The 16561-nt window shown below is 70.5% G+C and carries 13 protein-coding genes; 8 read left to right on the top strand and 5 right to left on the bottom strand.

All coding sequences use genetic code 11. The features are described 5' to 3' along the window. The first annotated feature begins 6 nt into the window (after window positions 1–6). Together ACXN5W_RS14850 and ACXN5W_RS14845 are read left to right on the top strand one after the other, a co-directional pair. Window positions 7–1944, top strand: coding sequence for a glycoside hydrolase family 127 protein (locus ACXN5W_RS14850; RefSeq protein ID WP_473158858.1), 1938 nt, complete (start codon window positions 7–9; stop codon window positions 1942–1944). Window positions 1945–2129: 185 nt separating this feature from the next. Further along, complete coding sequence (locus ACXN5W_RS14845) at window positions 2130–3923, top strand: RICIN domain-containing protein (RefSeq protein WP_473158857.1); 1794 nt, start codon at window positions 2130–2132, stop codon at window positions 3921–3923. A gap of 160 nt (window positions 3924–4083) precedes the next feature. Here ACXN5W_RS14845 and ACXN5W_RS14840 read toward each other — a convergent pair whose 3' ends face one another. Beyond that, window positions 4084–4893 (bottom strand): class I SAM-dependent methyltransferase, encoded by an 810-nt coding sequence (locus tag ACXN5W_RS14840; RefSeq protein WP_473158856.1) that lies wholly within the window; start codon window positions 4891–4893, stop codon window positions 4084–4086. Between the two features lie 120 nt (window positions 4894–5013). Here ACXN5W_RS14840 and ACXN5W_RS14835 point away from each other — a divergent pair, with 120 nt between their 5' ends. From ACXN5W_RS14835 to ACXN5W_RS14825, 3 genes are all read left to right on the top strand, one after another. Next, the gene (locus ACXN5W_RS14835; RefSeq protein WP_473158855.1) at window positions 5014–6576 is read left to right on the top strand and encodes a putative Ig domain-containing protein; all 1563 of its coding nucleotides are present in this window, start codon (window positions 5014–5016) and stop codon (window positions 6574–6576) included. 188 nt (window positions 6577–6764) lie between these two features. Then, window positions 6765–7643 carry a helix-turn-helix domain-containing protein gene (locus ACXN5W_RS14830; protein WP_473158854.1) on the top strand — a complete coding sequence of 293 codons (879 nt, stop codon included), beginning with the start codon at window positions 6765–6767 and terminating at the stop codon, window positions 7641–7643. After that, window positions 7636–7827 (top strand): DUF397 domain-containing protein, encoded by a 192-nt coding sequence (locus tag ACXN5W_RS14825; protein ID WP_473158853.1) that lies wholly within the window; start codon window positions 7636–7638, stop codon window positions 7825–7827. Before ACXN5W_RS14830 ends, ACXN5W_RS14825 begins: the two co-directional genes overlap by 8 nt. Before the next feature lie 574 nt (window positions 7828–8401). On the opposite strand, the gene abc-f is transcribed toward ACXN5W_RS14825, so the two are convergent. Next, window positions 8402–10039 (bottom strand): ribosomal protection-like ABC-F family protein, encoded by a 1638-nt coding sequence (abc-f, locus tag ACXN5W_RS14820; protein WP_473158852.1) that lies wholly within the window; start codon window positions 10037–10039, stop codon window positions 8402–8404. A gap of 449 nt (window positions 10040–10488) precedes the next feature. Between abc-f and ACXN5W_RS14815 the strand changes: the two genes are divergently transcribed. Both ACXN5W_RS14815 and ACXN5W_RS14810 read left to right on the top strand, forming a co-directional pair. After that, window positions 10489–11319: an oxidoreductase gene (locus tag ACXN5W_RS14815; protein ID WP_473158851.1), complete on the top strand. Its 831-nt coding sequence runs from the start codon at window positions 10489–10491 to the stop codon at window positions 11317–11319. Window positions 11320–11324: 5 nt separating this feature from the next. Then, entirely contained in the window at window positions 11325–11999 is a 675-nt protein-coding gene (locus ACXN5W_RS14810; protein ID WP_473158850.1) for a TetR/AcrR family transcriptional regulator, read from the top strand. Between the two features lie 213 nt (window positions 12000–12212). On the opposite strand, the gene ACXN5W_RS14805 is transcribed toward ACXN5W_RS14810, so the two are convergent. Next, a complete protein-coding gene (locus ACXN5W_RS14805) occupies window positions 12213–13451 on the bottom strand; it encodes an RCC1 domain-containing protein (RefSeq protein ID WP_473158849.1) in 1239 nt (412 codons plus the stop codon). Window positions 13452–13640: 189 nt separating this feature from the next. Beyond that, the gene (locus ACXN5W_RS14800) at window positions 13641–14279 is read right to left on the bottom strand and encodes an NAD(P)-dependent oxidoreductase (RefSeq protein WP_473158848.1); all 639 of its coding nucleotides are present in this window, start codon (window positions 14277–14279) and stop codon (window positions 13641–13643) included. 61 nt (window positions 14280–14340) lie between these two features. On the opposite strand from ACXN5W_RS14800, the gene ACXN5W_RS14795 reads away from it, so the two are divergent. Further along, entirely contained in the window at window positions 14341–14712 is a 372-nt protein-coding gene (locus tag ACXN5W_RS14795) for a winged helix-turn-helix transcriptional regulator (protein WP_473158847.1), read from the top strand. Window positions 14713–14834: 122 nt separating this feature from the next. Here the strand turns inward: ACXN5W_RS14795 and ACXN5W_RS14790 are convergent, their stop codons facing one another. Then, window positions 14835–16343: a deoxyguanosinetriphosphate triphosphohydrolase family protein gene (locus ACXN5W_RS14790; protein WP_473158846.1), complete on the bottom strand. Its 1509-nt coding sequence runs from the start codon at window positions 16341–16343 to the stop codon at window positions 14835–14837. Window positions 16344–16561 lie beyond the last annotated feature (218 nt).

Genomic DNA, 16561 nt, shown 5'->3' with positions numbered 1-16561 from the left:
CACTCCATGACTTCTTCGTACGGTCCGGTCGTACCCACGCCCCAGGCCCGTTCCGCGCTCCGGCCCCTGCACGCGGACGCCGTGCGCCTGGATCCCCGCGGCCTGCTCGGCTCCTGGCAGGAGCGCAACGCGGCGGCGACGTTGCCACACTGCGTCGAGCAGCTCGACGCGTACGGGAACATCCGCAACCTGCGGCGGGTCACCGGGGATTTCGGCGGGCCGTTCGCCGGCATGTGGTTCGCCGACAGCGACGTGTACAAGACCCTTGAGGCGGTGTTCTGGGAGCGCGGCCGGTCCGGGGACGTCTCCGGGTTCGCCACCGAGGTGGCCGCGTTGCTGGAGAAGGCACAGGATCCCGACGGCTACCTCGACTCCTACTACCAGACCGACCATCGGGACCGGCAGTGGAGCGAGCTGCACTACAGCCACGAGATGTACTGCGCGGGTCACCTCATCCAGGCGGCGGTCGCCGCGGCGCGCAGCGGCGCCGACGGCACCGGCGACGGTGACGGTCCCGCCGACGCGGCGGCGCAGCAGGTCATCGGCGTCGCGCGCCGGTTCGCCGACCTGCTGGTCCGCCGGTACGGTCCGGACGGCGAGGACGCGGTCTGCGGCCATCCCGAGATCGAGACCGCACTGGTCGAGCTGTACCGCGTCACCGGGCACCGGCCGTACCTGACGCTCGCCACCCGGTTCGTCGAGCTGCGTGGGCACGGGCTGCTCGGTGGCGACCGGTTCGGACCCCGGTACTTCCAGGACCACGAGCCGGTGCGGCTGGCCCGCGAGGTCACCGGTCATGTGGTTCGCCAGGTCTACCTGCTCGCCGGCGCGGTCGACGTGGCGGTCGAGAACAGCGACGCCGACCTGCTGGCCGCCGCCGAACGGCTCTGGGAGTCGGCGCTGGCCAGCAAGACCTACCTCACCGGCGGCCAGGGATCCCGGCACCGCGACGAGGCGTTCGGCGACCCGTACGAGTTGCCACCGGACCGGGCGTACGCGGAGACCTGCGCGGCCATCGGTTCGTTCCAGTGGGCGTGGCGGCTGCTGCTGGCCACCGGTCGGGTCCGGTACGCCGACGAGATGGAACGCTTCCTCTACAACGGCATCGCCGTCGGGATCGCCCAGTCGGGCCGGGAGTTCTTCTACTCCAACCCGCTGCAACTGCGCACCGGCCACGACGGTTCCGACGAGGACGCGCCCTCGCAGCGGCTGTCCTGGTACTCGTGCGCCTGCTGCCCGCCCAACCTGGCCCGGCTGATGGCCTCGTTGCACGACTACACGGCGACCGGCGACGGGCTGGGACTTCAGTTGCACCTGTACGCCGCCGGCACCTACACCTGCGCCGGTCGGACGGTCGAGGTCGATACGGACTATCCCTGGGACGGGCGGATCACGGTCACGGTCACCGAGACCGACGACGATCCGTGGACCCTCGCGCTGCGCGTACCGGCCTGGTGTGCCAACGCGAAGCTGTCGGTGAACGGGGTCCGGGTCCGGTCGGCGGCGGAGGAGGGCTACCTGCGCCTGACCCGCGCCTGGCGGCCCGGCGACCGGGCCGAACTCGTGCTGCACATGCCCCCACGCCTGATGACCGCACACCCGCGGGTGGACGCCGTGCGGGGCACCGTCGCGCTCGCCCGGGGTCCGGTCGTCTACTGCCTTGAGCACGCCGACGTGCCCGAGGCGCTGTCCGGAGCGGTCTTCGAGGATCTCGAACTCGATCCCTCCGTACCGCTCGAAGCGGTGCCCGGCGACGGCTTGGCTCCGGTCCGCCTGGCCGCGACGATGGCCGTGCGCCCGAGCAGCGACGACGCCCTGTACCGGCCCCTCGACGCGGCCGACACCTCCGAGGTGGTCCGGGCGACGGTCTCGGCCATCCCGTACCACCTGTGGGCCAACCGGGCCGCCGGGCCGATGCGGGTGTGGCTGCCTCTGGGTCGCTGAGGGCAAAGGGTTTCCTCACGCTCCGTTAACAGGCTCTACGCACCATCAACACCAGGGCCTCAGGAAATCGATCGGCGCCGCTTGACCTTCGGAAACATGGCCCTTACATTCAGGAAACTGTTTTCCATATTTTCCTTCGGAGCCAGGCCAGCGTCAGAGCCCAACCTGGAAGGAGCCCTCACGGCATGACCCAGACCGTCCATACCGGATGGGGTCGACGAGTATCCCGATCCCTGCTGGCGACCACGGCCACGGCCGTTGCCGGCACGCTCGTCGTCACCTGCCTCACCCTGACCCCCGCAACGGCGGCGAGCGCCGCGAACACCCTGACCGTCAACGCCAACCAGGTGCTCCGTCCCGTGACGCACGTCGCGACCGGCAGCCTCTACGGGCTCGCCAACGCCACGCAGCCGTCGGTCGCACTCGCCCAGGCCATCAAGCCGAACACCTTCGTCCAGATGCCGCAGGGTGGCCGCCAGCAGCCCACCGGCGACATCTCCCAGGTCGCGCCGACAGCGGTCGCCGTCGGCGCGAAGCTGGTCAACCGGCTGTCCGACTACTACGCCGGCTGGCCGTACCAGTTCAGCTGGAGCACCTGGACGCCCTTCATCAACTCGCAGATCAACGCGATGAAGTCCTCGTCCTACTACAACAGCATCTCCGCCTACGAGCTGTGGAACGAGTCGGACAACACCTGGCGCTCGACCAACGGGACGTACGAGAGCTTCTGGACCACGACGTTCCGCCAGGTCCGCTCGATCGACCCGAACAAGCCGATCCAGGGCCCGAGCTTCTCCGACAACATCAGCGACATGCGGAACTTCCTGCAGAACGCGGTCAACACGAACACCGTGCCGGACATCCTCGCCTGGCACGAGCTGTCGAGTTCCTCGAAGATCGCCGGTGACGTCGCCACCGTCCAGTCGATCGAGGACCAGCTCGGCATCGCCCGGCGGCCGATCGCGATCGAGGAGTACGCCTCGCCGAGCGAGGTCGGCCTGCCCGGTCCGCTCGTCGGCTACATCTCGAAGTTCGAGCGGCTCGGCATCCGCGACGCCGAACTGGCGTTCTGGAACCAGTCCGGCGCCCTCGGCGACCTGCTGACCAGCCGTGGTGGCAGCCCGAACGCCGCCTACTGGCTCTACACCTGGTACGGCGCCATGTCCGGCAACATGGTCGTGACGAACCCGCCGGCGCAGACCGGCATCGACGGCTTCGCCGCGGTGCCGTCGGGCAACAACCAGGTCAGCATCATCGTCGGGCACTGTTCGGGATCCTGCGCGGTGACGGTCAACGGGCTCAACTCGCTGAGCCTCGGCAGCACCGTGAACGTCAAGGTCGAGCAGACCGTCTCGCTGGGCCGTACGGTCGCGTCCGCCGGCCCGAGCACGATCTCGAACAGCACGTACACCCCGTCCAACGGGACGATCTCGGTACCGGTCAACATGGCCACCAACGACGCGTACCGGATCACCATCACCCCAGGGAACGGGACGCCACCGACGTCGACGCCACCAACGTCGGCACCGCCGTCCTCGCCGCCCCCGTCCGACCTCTCGGGCACCTACCGGATCTCGAACGTCAACAGCGGGCTGCGGCTCGACACGCTGAACTCCGGCACGGCGTGGGGCACCTCGGTGGTCCAGGCCACCGCCAACGGCAACTCGTCGCAGGTCTGGTCGCTCGTCTCGGCGGGCAACGGGCAATACAAGATCGTCAACCAGCTCAGCAATCTGGTGCTCGGTATCCAGAACGCCTCGACCAGCCAGGGCGCCACGGGCCTCGTCTGGGGTGACACCGGCACCGCCGACCACCTCTGGGTGCCGGTGGCGGACGGCTCCGGCCACTACAAGCTCCGGAACGTCAACAGCGGCCTGCTGCTCGGCGTCTCCAACATGAGCACGGCGTCCGGGGCGCAGACCCTCCAGTGGGGTGACAACGGCACCGCCGACCACCTCTGGAACCTGAACCGGACCTGACCCGGCCCCATCCGCCGGAGCCCGGTGGCATCCCCGCCCGACCCGACCGGGTTCCGGCACTCCGGTTCTCCCGGGCCACGTCGAACTGACGTGGCCCGGGAGAACCGGTCCCGGCCGGCGCCGGTCAGCGCGGTCCCGGCCGGCGCCGGTCAGCGGTGGCTCAGAAGGTGAACCGGTACGTCGTCGAGCCGGCCCGCAGCGGCGGTACGGCGTCCATGAGCCGGTACAGCACCCGGTAACGACGGATCGGAATGCGCTCCGAGTGGGCGGTGAGCCCCGCCCGGTCGGCGAGGCGGAGCCGCCGGTTCCACCGCTCGATCTCCCGGCCGTCGCCCGCCGACCAGCGGAAGGGTTTGACGATCCGGGCCACCCACGGAGCCACCCCGTCGAAGATCAGCTCGCCCGTGGCGAAGTGGTCGGTCAACCGTCGCAGCAGGTCCCGTACCTCGTCGGGGGTCAGGTAGGGCAGCAGTCCCTCGGCGATGATCAGGACGGGACGGTCGGTGGGGATCTCCGCCAGCCAGCCCCGCTCGGTGACCGAGGCGCGGATCATCCGGTAGTTGCCGTGTTCCGGGTAGAGCCGCTGGCGCAGGTCGATGACGTGCGGTTGGTCCAGGTCGAACCAGCGAAGAACACCCTCCGGGTCGAGCCGGAGCATCCGGCTGTCCAGGCCGCAACCCAGGTGCAGCACCGTGGCGTCCGGATGGTCGGCCAGGAAGGCCCGGGCCCAGTCGTCGAGCTGCCGCGCCCGTAGCCCGACCACGAACTGGTTGTAGTCGGGCCGGACCCGCCGCCTGAGGCTGGCGAAGTCGTAGTCGATGCGCTCGACGGCCTCGGCCGCGTACCGGTCCCCGAGAATGGGGTGCGACAGGCGGCTCTCCCAGGCTCGCAGGTAGAGGGTGCCCAACAGTGTCCAGGTCACGCCGTCGTCGGGGATGGACCTGAAGTCGATTTTCTTCGGTGTGGTCATCGCGCTCCCCCTCCGGTTGCCGGATCCTTCGCCGATGCCTCGCGGAATTCACTCTCTTCATTGTGAGCAAGATCGGCCATAAGCTCATGTCGGCATCCCCCACTCCCATCTGGAGAGCCCATGTTCCGACGAATCGCCATCACCCTTGGCGTAATCGTGCTCGGCGCCGCGATCAGCGGCCCGGCCCGTCCAGCCGCTGCCGCCGACACCCTGCAGGCGGCCAGCCTGACCGCGACGATCGCCCTGAACAACTGCTCGGCCGCCCTCGTCCGGTATCCCACCTCGGTGGACACCGACCGGGCCCTGATGTTGACGAACGGTCACTGCTACGAGGGCGGCATGCCCGGAGCGGGTGTGGTGCTGCAGAACAGGACCAGTACGAGATCCGGCACGCTGCTCAACTCCACCGGTGGTTCCCTCGGTACGGTCCGGGCCGACATGCTGCTCTACGCGACGATGACCAACACCGATGTCTCGCTGTACCGTCTCAACACCACCTTCGGGTCCATCAGGTCCAGCTACGGCGTGACCGCGCTGACCATCTCCGACACCCACCCGGTGGACGCCAGCAACATGTTCATCCCGTCGGGCTACTGGAAGCAGATCTGGAACTGCTCGATCAACGGGTTCGTACCCACGCTCCGCGAGGACGCGTGGACGTGGCACGACTCGATCCGTTACAGCAGCGGATGCAACACCACCCACGGCACCTCTGGGTCGCCGATCGTCGACCTGAACAGCAACCGGGTGGTCGGGATCAACAACACCGGCAACGACAACGGCCAGATGTGTACGTTGAACAATCCGTGCGAGGTCGACGCGGACGGCACCACCCACGCGTACCAGGGCCAGAGCTACGGGCAGGAGGTCTACTGGTTCACCACCTGCCTCAACTCCGCCAACGCCATCGACCTGACCATCGCCGGCTGCCTGCTGACCAAGCCCCCGGGCAGCGGGAACACGGTGACGGTGACCAACCCGGGCAACCAGACAGCGACCACCGGGGTACCGACCAGCCTGCAGATCCAGGCCAGGTCCTCCGGCAGCGGCCAGACCCTCACCTACAGCGCGACCGGGCTGCCCACCGGGTTGTCGATCAACGCCAGCTCGGGTCTGATCAGCGGTACGCCGACGGCGGTCCAGAACACCACCACGACCGTCACCGTCAAGGACGGCACCGGCGCCACCGGTACGACGAGTTTCAGCTGGGCGGTCAGCTCGCCCGGTGGTGGTTGCTCGGGCCAGAAGCTCGGCAATCCGGGCTTCGAATCCGGCACCGCACCCTGGACGGCGAGTTCCGGGGTGATCAGCAGCTCGTCCAGCCAGCCAGCGCACGGCGGCTCCTACAAGGCCTGGCTGGACGGCTACGGCCGGTCCCACACCGACACGCTGTCGCAGTCGGTGACCATTCCGGCCGGCTGCCACGCCACCCTCACCTACTGGCTGCACATCGACACGGCGGAGAGCACGACGGGCACGGCCTACGACAAGCTGACCGTCCAGGCCGGTTCGACGACCGTGGCCACGTACTCGAACCTGAACGCGGCCAGCGGGTACCAGCTGCGCACCGTTGATCTGACGTCGCTGGCCGGGTCGACCGTGACCCTGAAGTTCACCGGCGTCGAGGACTCCTCGGCGCAGACCTCGTTCGTCATCGACGACACCGCGCTGACGCTGTCGTAACCTCCCCGGCTCCCCAGCCGGTGCCGCGGGTGCGCGGTGGCCGTCGCGCACCCGCCCGGTGCCGTGGGTGCGCGGCCTCCATCGCGCACCCGCGGCATCGTCTTGTGCGGGTGATTGACGGTGCGTCATTTCGGCAGGCAGAGTGGACGAAGTCGGTGGATCGTCGTCGACCACAGGGTCGGGGGCAAATGATCGACGTGGGTACCTCCGTACCGCGACGCCAACTCGGCCGGCTGCTCCGACAGGCCCGCGAAGAGGCCGGAATCAACCTGGAGGCCGCCGCCACCAAGCTCGAATGGTCGCCGGCCAAGATGTACCGGTTGGAGGGCGGCCAGTCGTCCCTGCGCTCGCACGACGTGACGCTGATGTGCCAGCTCTACGGCATGTCGACGGAGCTGACCGAGGTGCTGGTGTCGCTCGCCCGCGAGAGCAAGAGCCGGGGCTGGTGGCACGCCTACGGCGCGGTGATCCCGGCCTGGTTCGAGTTGTACGTCGGCCTGGAGGCCGCCGCCAGCCACATCCGGCAGTACGAGTCGACGCTGATCCCCGGGCTGTTGCAGTCGCCGGAATACATGACGGCGGTGTTCGAGACCAAGCCCGACCGGACCGCGCAGTGGGTGGCGCAGAAGGTCGCGATGCGGCTGGAGCGGCAGCGGCTGCTCACCCGGCGCAGCCCCGCCGCGCCGATGTTCGAGGCCATCATCGACGAGTCGGCGATCCGCCGGCCCATCGTGGACATCGAGGCGTGGCGGCGCCAGCTCGCCCACCTGGTGAACGTTGCCCGGGCACCCAACATCGCCGTACGGGTGCTGCCGCTGTCCGTTGGGCCACACACCGCCTCCGTGGCAAACGCGTTTGCGATCCTTGACTTCCCGCCCGTGGGCACCCGCCCGGCCGAGCCGTCCACCGTGTACAGCGAGTCGCTGACCGGCAGCCTCTATCTGGATCAGCCGGGCGAGCTGGAGACGTACGATGAAGCCTGGCGGACGCTGTGGGATCTCGCCCTCGACGAGCCGGCGTCAGACGACCTGATCGGCAACGTGATCAAGGAGACGTACGATGACTGACCTGACCGGTGCCGTGTGGCGGAAGAGCACCCGGAGCGGCAACGAGGGCAACTGCGTGGAGGTCGCCGGCAACCTCACCGGGATCGTCGCCATCCGGGACAGCAAGGACCGCCACGGTCCGGCGCTGGTGTTCGGCCCAGCCTCCTGGCAGACCTTCCTCCGCGCGGTGAAGGCGACCGTGTAACCGCGTAACCGCGCGCCCGTCCGGCGCGACCGGCGCGACCGGCGCCAACGGACCCCTGACCTGCGACCTGCGGCTCGGGTCGCTGACCACCCCTCGCGGGTTTCCGCCGATGCTCGCTGGCTCCCACCAACGGCGGGTCGAGCAGCGGTACGCCGAGCGGCACCTCCACCGACGGCTGGCTGGCTGATCCAGACGAGGGCCCGAAGACTACGTGGAGTAATGGCGCCGGGCCACTGCGATGATTACCGTGGGTGATCTCGGTCCGAGCTCTCGGGCCGCCGGTGACAGCGGCTTTGCAATGCTTCCCTCACGGCTACACAACCTTTGAGCTGCCACGATTCCGTTTTCATGATCGGACTGGCCTCCAGCATGTGCTCACCGTGCGTGCCTGTCGCCTGGAGGGAAGCATTGCAAAGTCTGTCGGGGTGATCCATCCCTGGTCAGCGGCCGATCACCGACGGTGACGAAAGGCTCGGCGGGTACCCCGAACCGGGCAATTCACCCGACCCAGGCTGTTCGCGCCGGACGAGGCTGTGCGCACTGAGCCAGGCTGTCCGAGCCGGACCAGGCGTACTCAGTCGGCCCGGGGCGCATGGATCTCGGTCAACCGGCCGTCGGCCAGGTGCAGCCAGCGGTCGACCCCGATCGCGTCCAGGAAACGCTGGTCGTGGCTGACGACGAGCAGCGCCCCCTGGTACGCGGTCAGCGCGGCTTCCAACTGCCCGATGCTGTCCAGATCCAGGTTGTTGGTGGGCTCGTCGAGCAGGAGCAGTTGGGGCGCCGGCGCGGCGAACAGGACACAGGCGAGGGTGGCCCGCAGCAGTTCGCCGCCGGACAGCGCCCCTACCGGCAGGTGGACCCGGTCGCCCCGGAACAGGAAACGGGCCAGCAGGTTCATCCGCTCGGCGTCGGCCAGGGCGGGGGCGAAGGCGGCGAGGTTCTCCGCGACGGTACGGTCCGAGTCCAGCAGGTCGAGCCGCTGGGACAGGTACGCGGTCCGGCCGACCGCCCGGGTGGCCGTCCCGGACACCGGCTGCTGGTCGCCGCTGACCAGCCGCAGCAGGGTTGACTTGCCCGCCCCGTTGGCGCCGGTCAGCGCGATCCGCTCCGGTCCCCGGATGCTCAGGTCGATGCCGTCACCGGCGAACACCGGCCGCCCGTCGTACTCGGTCCGCAGGTGCTCGCCGGCGAAGACGGTCCGGCCGGCCGGCACGGCGGTGTCGGGCAGTTCGATGACGATCCGGTCGTCCTGCCGGGCCGCCCGGCTGGCCTGGTCGAGGCGGGCCTGGGCGTCGCCGACCCGGGCCGTGTGGGTCTCGTTGGCCCGACCGGCCGACACCTGGGCGTCCCGTTTGAGGCCGCCGGCCACGATCCGGGCCAGGCCGGCGTCGGGCAGGTTGCGGGCGGCGGTGGAGGCGCGGCGGGCGGCCCGTTCGCGGGCCTGTTGCAGCTCGCGCTTCTGCCGCTTGAGGTCCTGTTCGGCGGTGCGGACCTGCCGCTGCGCAACCTCCCGCTCGGCGCGTACGGCCTGCTCGTAGTCGGTGTAGGTGCCGCCGTACCAGCGGATCTCGCCGTGGTCGAGGGCCGCGATGCGGTCCATCTCGTCCAGCAGCGCCCGGTCGTGGCTGACCACCAGCAGGCAGCCGCTCCAGCCCCGCAGCACCGCCGTCAGCCGTTCCCGGGCCGCGCTGTCGAGGTTGTTCGTCGGCTCGTCCAGCAGCAGCACGTCCGGGCGGTTGAGCAGCTGCGCCGCCAGACCCAGGGAGACCACCTGTCCACCGCTGAGGGTGCCCAGCCGCCGGTCCAGGGTGACCTCGCCCAGGCCCAGCCGGTCCAGCTCGGCGGCGGTGCGTTCCTCGATGTCCCAGTCGTCGCCGACGGCGGTGAAGTGTTGCTCGCTGGCATCGCCGGCCTCGATGGCGTGCAGCGCGGCGATGGTCCGGTCGACGCCGAGGACCTGCCCGACGGTCTGGTCGACGGCGAAGGGCAGGTGTTGTGGCAGGTAACCGAGTACGCCCCGCACCGTGACGGTGCCGGAGGTCGGGCGCAGGTCACCGGCGATCAGCCGCAGCAGCGTGGTCTTGCCGCTGCCGTTGGGCGCCACCAGGCCGGTCCGGCCGCCCGGCACGGAGAAGGACAGGTCGCCGAAGACCGGCGTCTCGTCCGGCCAGGAAAAGGACAGGGCGGAGCTGACGATGTAAGCGTCGGACACGATCGACCTCGGAGAATGACGGCCGGGCGCGCGACCTTGGCGCCCGGTACGAAGCGGAGGGGACGACAGGGAGGCCGCGGCGACGGCGCGATCACGCGCCCCGGCGGCCGGTCCGGGCTCTCACCCGGAGATGTCGTCGTCACCTACCACGATCAACTCCGATCCTCGTCCACTCCGACCCTCGCGGATACGACGATCATCCGATCGTCGGCACCCCGGCAACGATAACGCACCGGCGCGGGCCCGGTGACCCGCGACGGACCAGGTCGCCGAAGAGGCCAGTGGCCTGTTATCGTGGAAAACATAAGAGGCCGGCGGAACCTTATGGTGGCGGACAAGATCACGACGCGGGACAGGAATGCCGGCTCAGACGCCGCTCCCCTCGCCCGACCCCACGTTCGGGGCGGGCGACATGGGGAATTCGACCCGATCCAAGGAAAGGAACCATCATGACCAGAACCTGGCTGATCACCGGGAGTTCCCGAGGGCTGGGCCGTGACCTCGCCGAGGCCGTCCTCCGGGCCGGCAACACCCTGGTGGCCACCGCCCGCCGGACCGACCAGCTCCAGGACCTCGTCGACGCGTACGGCGACCGGGTCCGGACCGTCGCGCTCGACGTGACCGACGCGACCGCGGCTCGGGCGGCCGTGCGGGTCGCGCTGGAGGCGTTCGGGCGGCTGGACGTGGTGGTGAACAACGCCGGGTACGCGGACGTCGCCTCGATCGAGGACATGCCCGAGGAGGATTTCCGGGCCCAGCTCGACGCGAACTTCTACGGGGTCGTCAACGTCACCCGCGCCGCGCTTCCGGCCATGCGGGAACAGGGCTCCGGCCACGTCATCCAGATCTCCTCGGTCGGTGGCCGGGTCGCCAGCCCCGGGCTGGGCGCCTACCAGGCCGCCAAGTGGGCGGTGGGCGGGTTCTCCGAGGTACTCGCCAAGGAAGTGGCCGGTTTCGGCATCAAGGTCACGGTCGTCGAGCCGGGCGGCATGCGGACGAACTGGGCGGGTTCCTCGATGCGGATCATCCCGATCAGCGCGGCGTACCAGCCGGTGATCGGCGCCGCGGAGGCCCGGCTGCGCGCCGCCGACGGCAACCAGCCGATCGACCCGGCGCGGGTCGCGCGGGTCGTCCTGGACCTCGCCGAGGCACCCACCCCGCCGCTGCGCCTGCTGCTCGGCTCCGACGCCGTGGCGGCGGCCGGCGACGCGGCGGAACGGCGGGCCGCGACCGACGCCGAGTGGCGGTCGGTGAGCGAGTCCGTCGATTTCCCGAGCTAGTGACCATGACCACAACCGGCCAGCGACCGGAGTTTCAGCGGGCCAGAAGCCCGCAGCAGCGCGAGGCCCGACGCCGGGCCATCCTGGACGCCGCGGGACAGCTGCTGGCCGAGATGCCGGTACGCGACATCAGCCTGCGGGAACTCGCCCGGCGGGTCGGCCTGTCCAAGACCAACGTGGTCCGTTACTTCGAGACCCGGGAGGCGGTCTTCTTCGCGCTGCTCAACCAGTCGCTGCACGACTGGTTGGCGCAACTTCCCGCCGAACTGCCGCAACCACACCCGACGGACCCGCCGGCGCCCGGTGCCGTGGTGACGGCGCTGGCCCGGTCGGTCGCCCGCCGCCCGCTGGTCTGTGAACTGTGGAGTTCGCTCGGCACCGAGCTGGAACGCAACATCTCCGCCGAGGCGGTACGCGACTTCAAGCTCGCCCACGCCGAGCTGCAGGGCCGGCTCGCGCGGCTGTTGCGGGACCGCGTCCGCGCGCTGACCCCGGCGGCGGCGCGGGAACTCGTGTCGCTGTCGGTGGTGCTGATCGCCGGGCTGTGGCCGTTCGCCAACCCCTCCCCCGCGGTGCTGGAGGCGGTCCAGGATCCGCTGCTGGCGGCCTCCCGCGTCGACTTCCCGGCACGGCTCAGCCGGGCCCTCGTGGTCACGGTGACCGGCCTGCTCGACGCGTGACCCGGTCGACCACGTGACCCGGTCGACCACCTGACCCGGTCGACCACGTGACCCCGTCGGCCGCGCCGATCGACCGGGCCGGCCGTTCGCGCTCGTGCCGTCGGCCCGGCACCGCCACAGGTGCGGTGCGGACCGACGGCACGGCGTCGAAACCCCAGCCGGTCGGACGTCGGCGTCTGCCGTCCGCCTCGGCGACCTCGGGGCGGGTTGTGGTCAGCTCGGGAAGGTCACCTGCGCCGGGGCCGACCGCTGGGTGGTGGTGCCGTCGCCCAGCTGGCCACCCGAGTTGTCGCCCCAGCACCACAGGCCACCGTCGGTGCGGATCGCACAGCCGTGGTAGGCGACCACGACGTCACCGGTCCAGGTGGTGGCGGTGCCGACCTGGGTCGGCGCGTACCGGTTGGTGGTGGTTCCGTCGCCAACCTGCGCCTTGCCGTTGTTGCCCCAGCACCACAGGGTGCCGTCCGTCCGGGTCCCGCAGGTCGTGTCGAAGGTCGCGGTGACCCTGTTCCAGGTGGCTGCGGTGCCGACCTGGACCGGCGAGGTCTGGTAGGAGCCAGTCGCGCCGAGCTGTCCGTACCCGTTCTCCCCCCAGCACCACAGGGTGCCATCGGTACGGGTGGCGCAGGTGTAGGCGTACCCAGCCGTTATGCCCTCCCAGGTTGTCGCGGTGCCGACCTGGAAGGGAGACGTCTTGGGGGTCAGGGTGCCGAAACCGAGCTGCCCGTTCGAGTTGTCACCCCAGCACCACAGGGTGCCGTCGGTCCGGGTGGCGCAGGTGTGGCCGAAGCCGGTCGTGACGCTCGCCCAGTTGGTCGCCGTACCAACCTGGATCGGGCTGGTCGCGGTGTAGGGGGAGGTACTCCCCTGACCCAGTTGCGCCGTGCGGTTGAAGCCCCAGCACCACAGGGTGCCGTCGGTCCGGGTGGCGCAGGTGTGCTGGTCGCCGGCGCTGACCCTGGCCCAGGTGGTGGCGGTGCCGACCTGTACCGGCGCGCTCCGCCTGGTGGTGGTGCCGTCGCCGAGCTGGCCCCGGCTGTTGCTGCCCCAGCACCACAGCGTGCCGTCCGTCCGGACCCCACAGGTGTAACTGGTACCGGCCTCGACGCTGGCCCAGTTGGTGGCGGTACCGATCCGCACCGGGGCGCTCTGGCTCGTGGTGGTGCCGTCGCCGAGCTGGCCGCTGTAGTTACCGCCCCAGCACCACAGGGTGCCGTCGGTGGGTACCGCACAGGTGTGTGCGATACCAGCCGCCACGCTGGAAACCGCCGGGGCGGCGAGGGAAACGTTCGGCGAGCTGCGCTCGGCGGTGCCGGCGCTCGCCACGGCCGCTCCGATCGTGAGTCCGACCGTGAGCACGGCGGCTCCGGTGGACATCGTCGCCGCGGCGATGATGGTTCTCGTCGAACGCCGCCATCGGGCGCGCAGCCGACCATCCTGATTTGCGTTCATGTACTGGTCTCCCCAAACGACTTCGATGCCCAACCGGTGGAGGCGGCACTGCCCTGGTAGGTCGCCAGCGACCCACCATTTCATAGCATCGATCTTGTGCATAGACCAGTGGCAATGTGTAAGCGTTCCGGCCGGACCTGGCACGACGCCCGGGTCCGGTCCGGCTGAACCGCTGCCGACGGATGGCACCTACCGGTTGAAGATGGACACCCGGGTCCGGTGCAGACTGGGCCTTTCGATCTCGTCGATGACCGCGACGGCCAGGTCCGCGTACGACAACTCGCCCTCGGGCGCGGTCTCGCCACCGATTCGGTACCGGCCGAGACGCGGGCCGTCCCGCAACAGGGCCGGCGGGGTGAGCATCACCCAGTCGGTGGCCGACCCCGCGTCCCGGAGCCGCCGCAACCCGGCGGTGTGGGCGAGCGCGAACGGCCGGAACTCGGCCGGCAGGATCTCGGGAACGTCCAGCAGGAGCCGGCCGTCGCCGTCGAGCAGGTTCACGAACAGGCCGATCGCCACCAGCCTTGGCACGCCGGAACCCAGCAGCGCGTCGACCGCCTTGCGGAAGAAGGCTGGATCGAGGTCCAGCCGGGCCAGTTCCTCCGGTCCGGAGGCCGGGCTGACGGCGTTGACCGCCGCGTCGTGGCCACCCACGGCAGCGGCGACCGATTCCGGATCGGTGACGTCGCCACGGATCGCGGCGGACAGATCGGGATGTCTGGCGGGGTCCCGGACAACGGCGGTGACGGAATGGCCACGCTGGCGGGCCTCGGCGGCGACGGCCCGGCCGGCCCGACCCCCGGCGCCGAAAATGACGATGCTGCTCATGGCGGGACGCTAACCGCCGGCACCCTGGTTACCGCAACGGTACCGGGGTTACGCTCGGGCCGTGACGCTGAGCCTGCGGGAGGACATGTTCGACGCGGCCTGCCCGTCGAGCGTGATGCCCTTCCAGATCGGCGACAAGTGGACCGCGATGGTGGTCCTGTGCCTGGAGCACGGGCCACGCCGGTTCAGCGAGCTTCGTGTCCCACTGCGTACGGTGACCGCGAAGGTGCTCGCCGAGACCCTGCGAGCCATGGAACGCGACGGCCTGGTGGAGCGGAACGCGTACGCCGAGAACCCACCCCGGGTGGAGTACGCCCTGACTCCGCTGGGCCGCAGCCTCCTGACGCTCATCGACGCGGCCCGCGCCTGGTGCGCGGACAACATGACCGCCCTGCTCGCCGCACGCGCCGACCACGAGTCGCGGCCGAGCTAGCCCTGCCGGGTACGCCGACGGCAACCCCGAGCCCGACGCCGCCATCAGCGGACCGACCGGTCAGCCCGAGCCCGACGCCGCCATCAGCGGACCCGACCGGTCACACCGCCGGGACCAAGGACTCAGAGGACGAAGGCGTCGGTCCAGAGCGCGCCCGAACGGCCGGACAGCGCGTCGAGCAGCGCACCGGCCTGTCCGTCGGTGAGGGCGGCGACGAAATCGACGGTGGCCCGCGCCTGCGCCCGACCGATCCGGTCGGGCGTCCTCGGATGCAGCTCGGCCTCGGCCAGCTCCACCAGGTCGTGCAGGCGCTGCGGCAACCGGCCGCCCTCCCCCGTGTCGCGCAGCCAGGCGAACAGCGCCTCGACCAGGGTTGTCAGCAGCCGGGCCTGACCGCGCTGGTGCAACGCCAGGTCGGGACGTTCCAGTACGAAGCGGTGGTGGACCAGTTTCAGCACCTGCACCTCGTGCCACTGTGCGACGTCGAGCAGCACGTGGCCGGAGCGGACCGCCGGGGCCGCCGTCACGGTGACCGCGTCGACCAGTCGACGGGTCCACCGGGCGGAGAAGCTGGCGACGTACTGCTCGGCCTCGATCGATCCGTCGAACGGCGCGGCGAGCAGTCCGTCGACCAGTTCGGCGCGGACGTGTTCGACCGCGGCGGCGAAGGCGTCACCGTCGCTGATCCAGGCGTCCTTGCGGTGCAACTGCCGGCGCAGTCGCTCGATCGCCGCGCCGGGCCGACGGCGGGCGGTCGCCAGGACGGCGTCGCTGAGGTTCCGCAGCTGACCGGCGTCCCGCTGCCACCCGGTCAGCTCGGTGGCCACCACGCCCTGCTGGAGCACGCCGACCCGGTGGAAGTCCTCGACGTCGTGGATCGCGTACGCGATGTCGTCGGCCGTGTCCATGATCGACGCCTCGACGGTCTGCTGCCAGTCGGCGATCCGGCCGGCGAACGGCTCCCGGGCCTGGCGCAGGTCAGCCGCCTCGGTGTCGTACGCGCCGAACTTGACCGAACCGCTCTCCGGGTCGGCCGACGGCGCGGCGGCACCTCTGGGCGCCGGATCGAGGCAGCGGGGATGCGGATCCGGATAGCCACGCCGGGTCCACGGGTATTTCAGCATGGCGGCCCGGACCGCCGCCGTGAGGTCCAGACCGATGGTCGCGGTCTTGCGGATCTCCGTGCTGGTGACGATCCGGTACGACTGCGCGTTGCCCTCGAACCCGTCCGGCAGCCCCAACTGGTGGCGGGCCAGCCGGTCCAGCACCTGTTCGCCGAGGTGCCCGAACGGCGGGTGGCCGAGGTCGTGCGCCAGTGCCGCGGCCTCCACCACGTCCGGATCGCAGCCGCCGAGCCGGGTCAGCAGCTCGGCGTACGGGCCGGCGGCCAGCCGCTCCGCGATGGCGCGGCCGACCTGGGCGACCTTCAGGCTGTGGGTGAGCCGGTTGTGTACCAGCAGACCGGCCCCGCCGGGGCTGACCACCTGGGTGACCCCGCCGAGCCGGGCGAAGAACGGCGAGCTGGCGATCCGGTCGCGGTCCGCCCGGTACGGGCTGGCGGCCAGGTCGCCGAGCGCGCCGGCTCGCCCGCCGAACATTCGACGGGTCCGCCCCTCCGCAGGTCCCTGCATGATCACCACGCTAGCGCAGCCGGGGTGAACCGGATGCGGGACGCCCACAGCGTCCCGGGAAACACCGTGCGGCGGGACGGTGGAATCGTCGTGCCCGTGGGAGAAACCGCGGGGGGGGGGGGGGGGGGGGGGGGGAGGGATCCCCCCCCAACACACCCCCCCCCCCAGTACAGCCCCCCCCCCCACCCCCCAAACGAGAAAAGAACCCCCCCCCCTCC

The organism is Plantactinospora sp. A48 (assembly GCF_055793945.1).
This window is presented reverse-complemented; position numbering and strand designations above follow the sequence as displayed.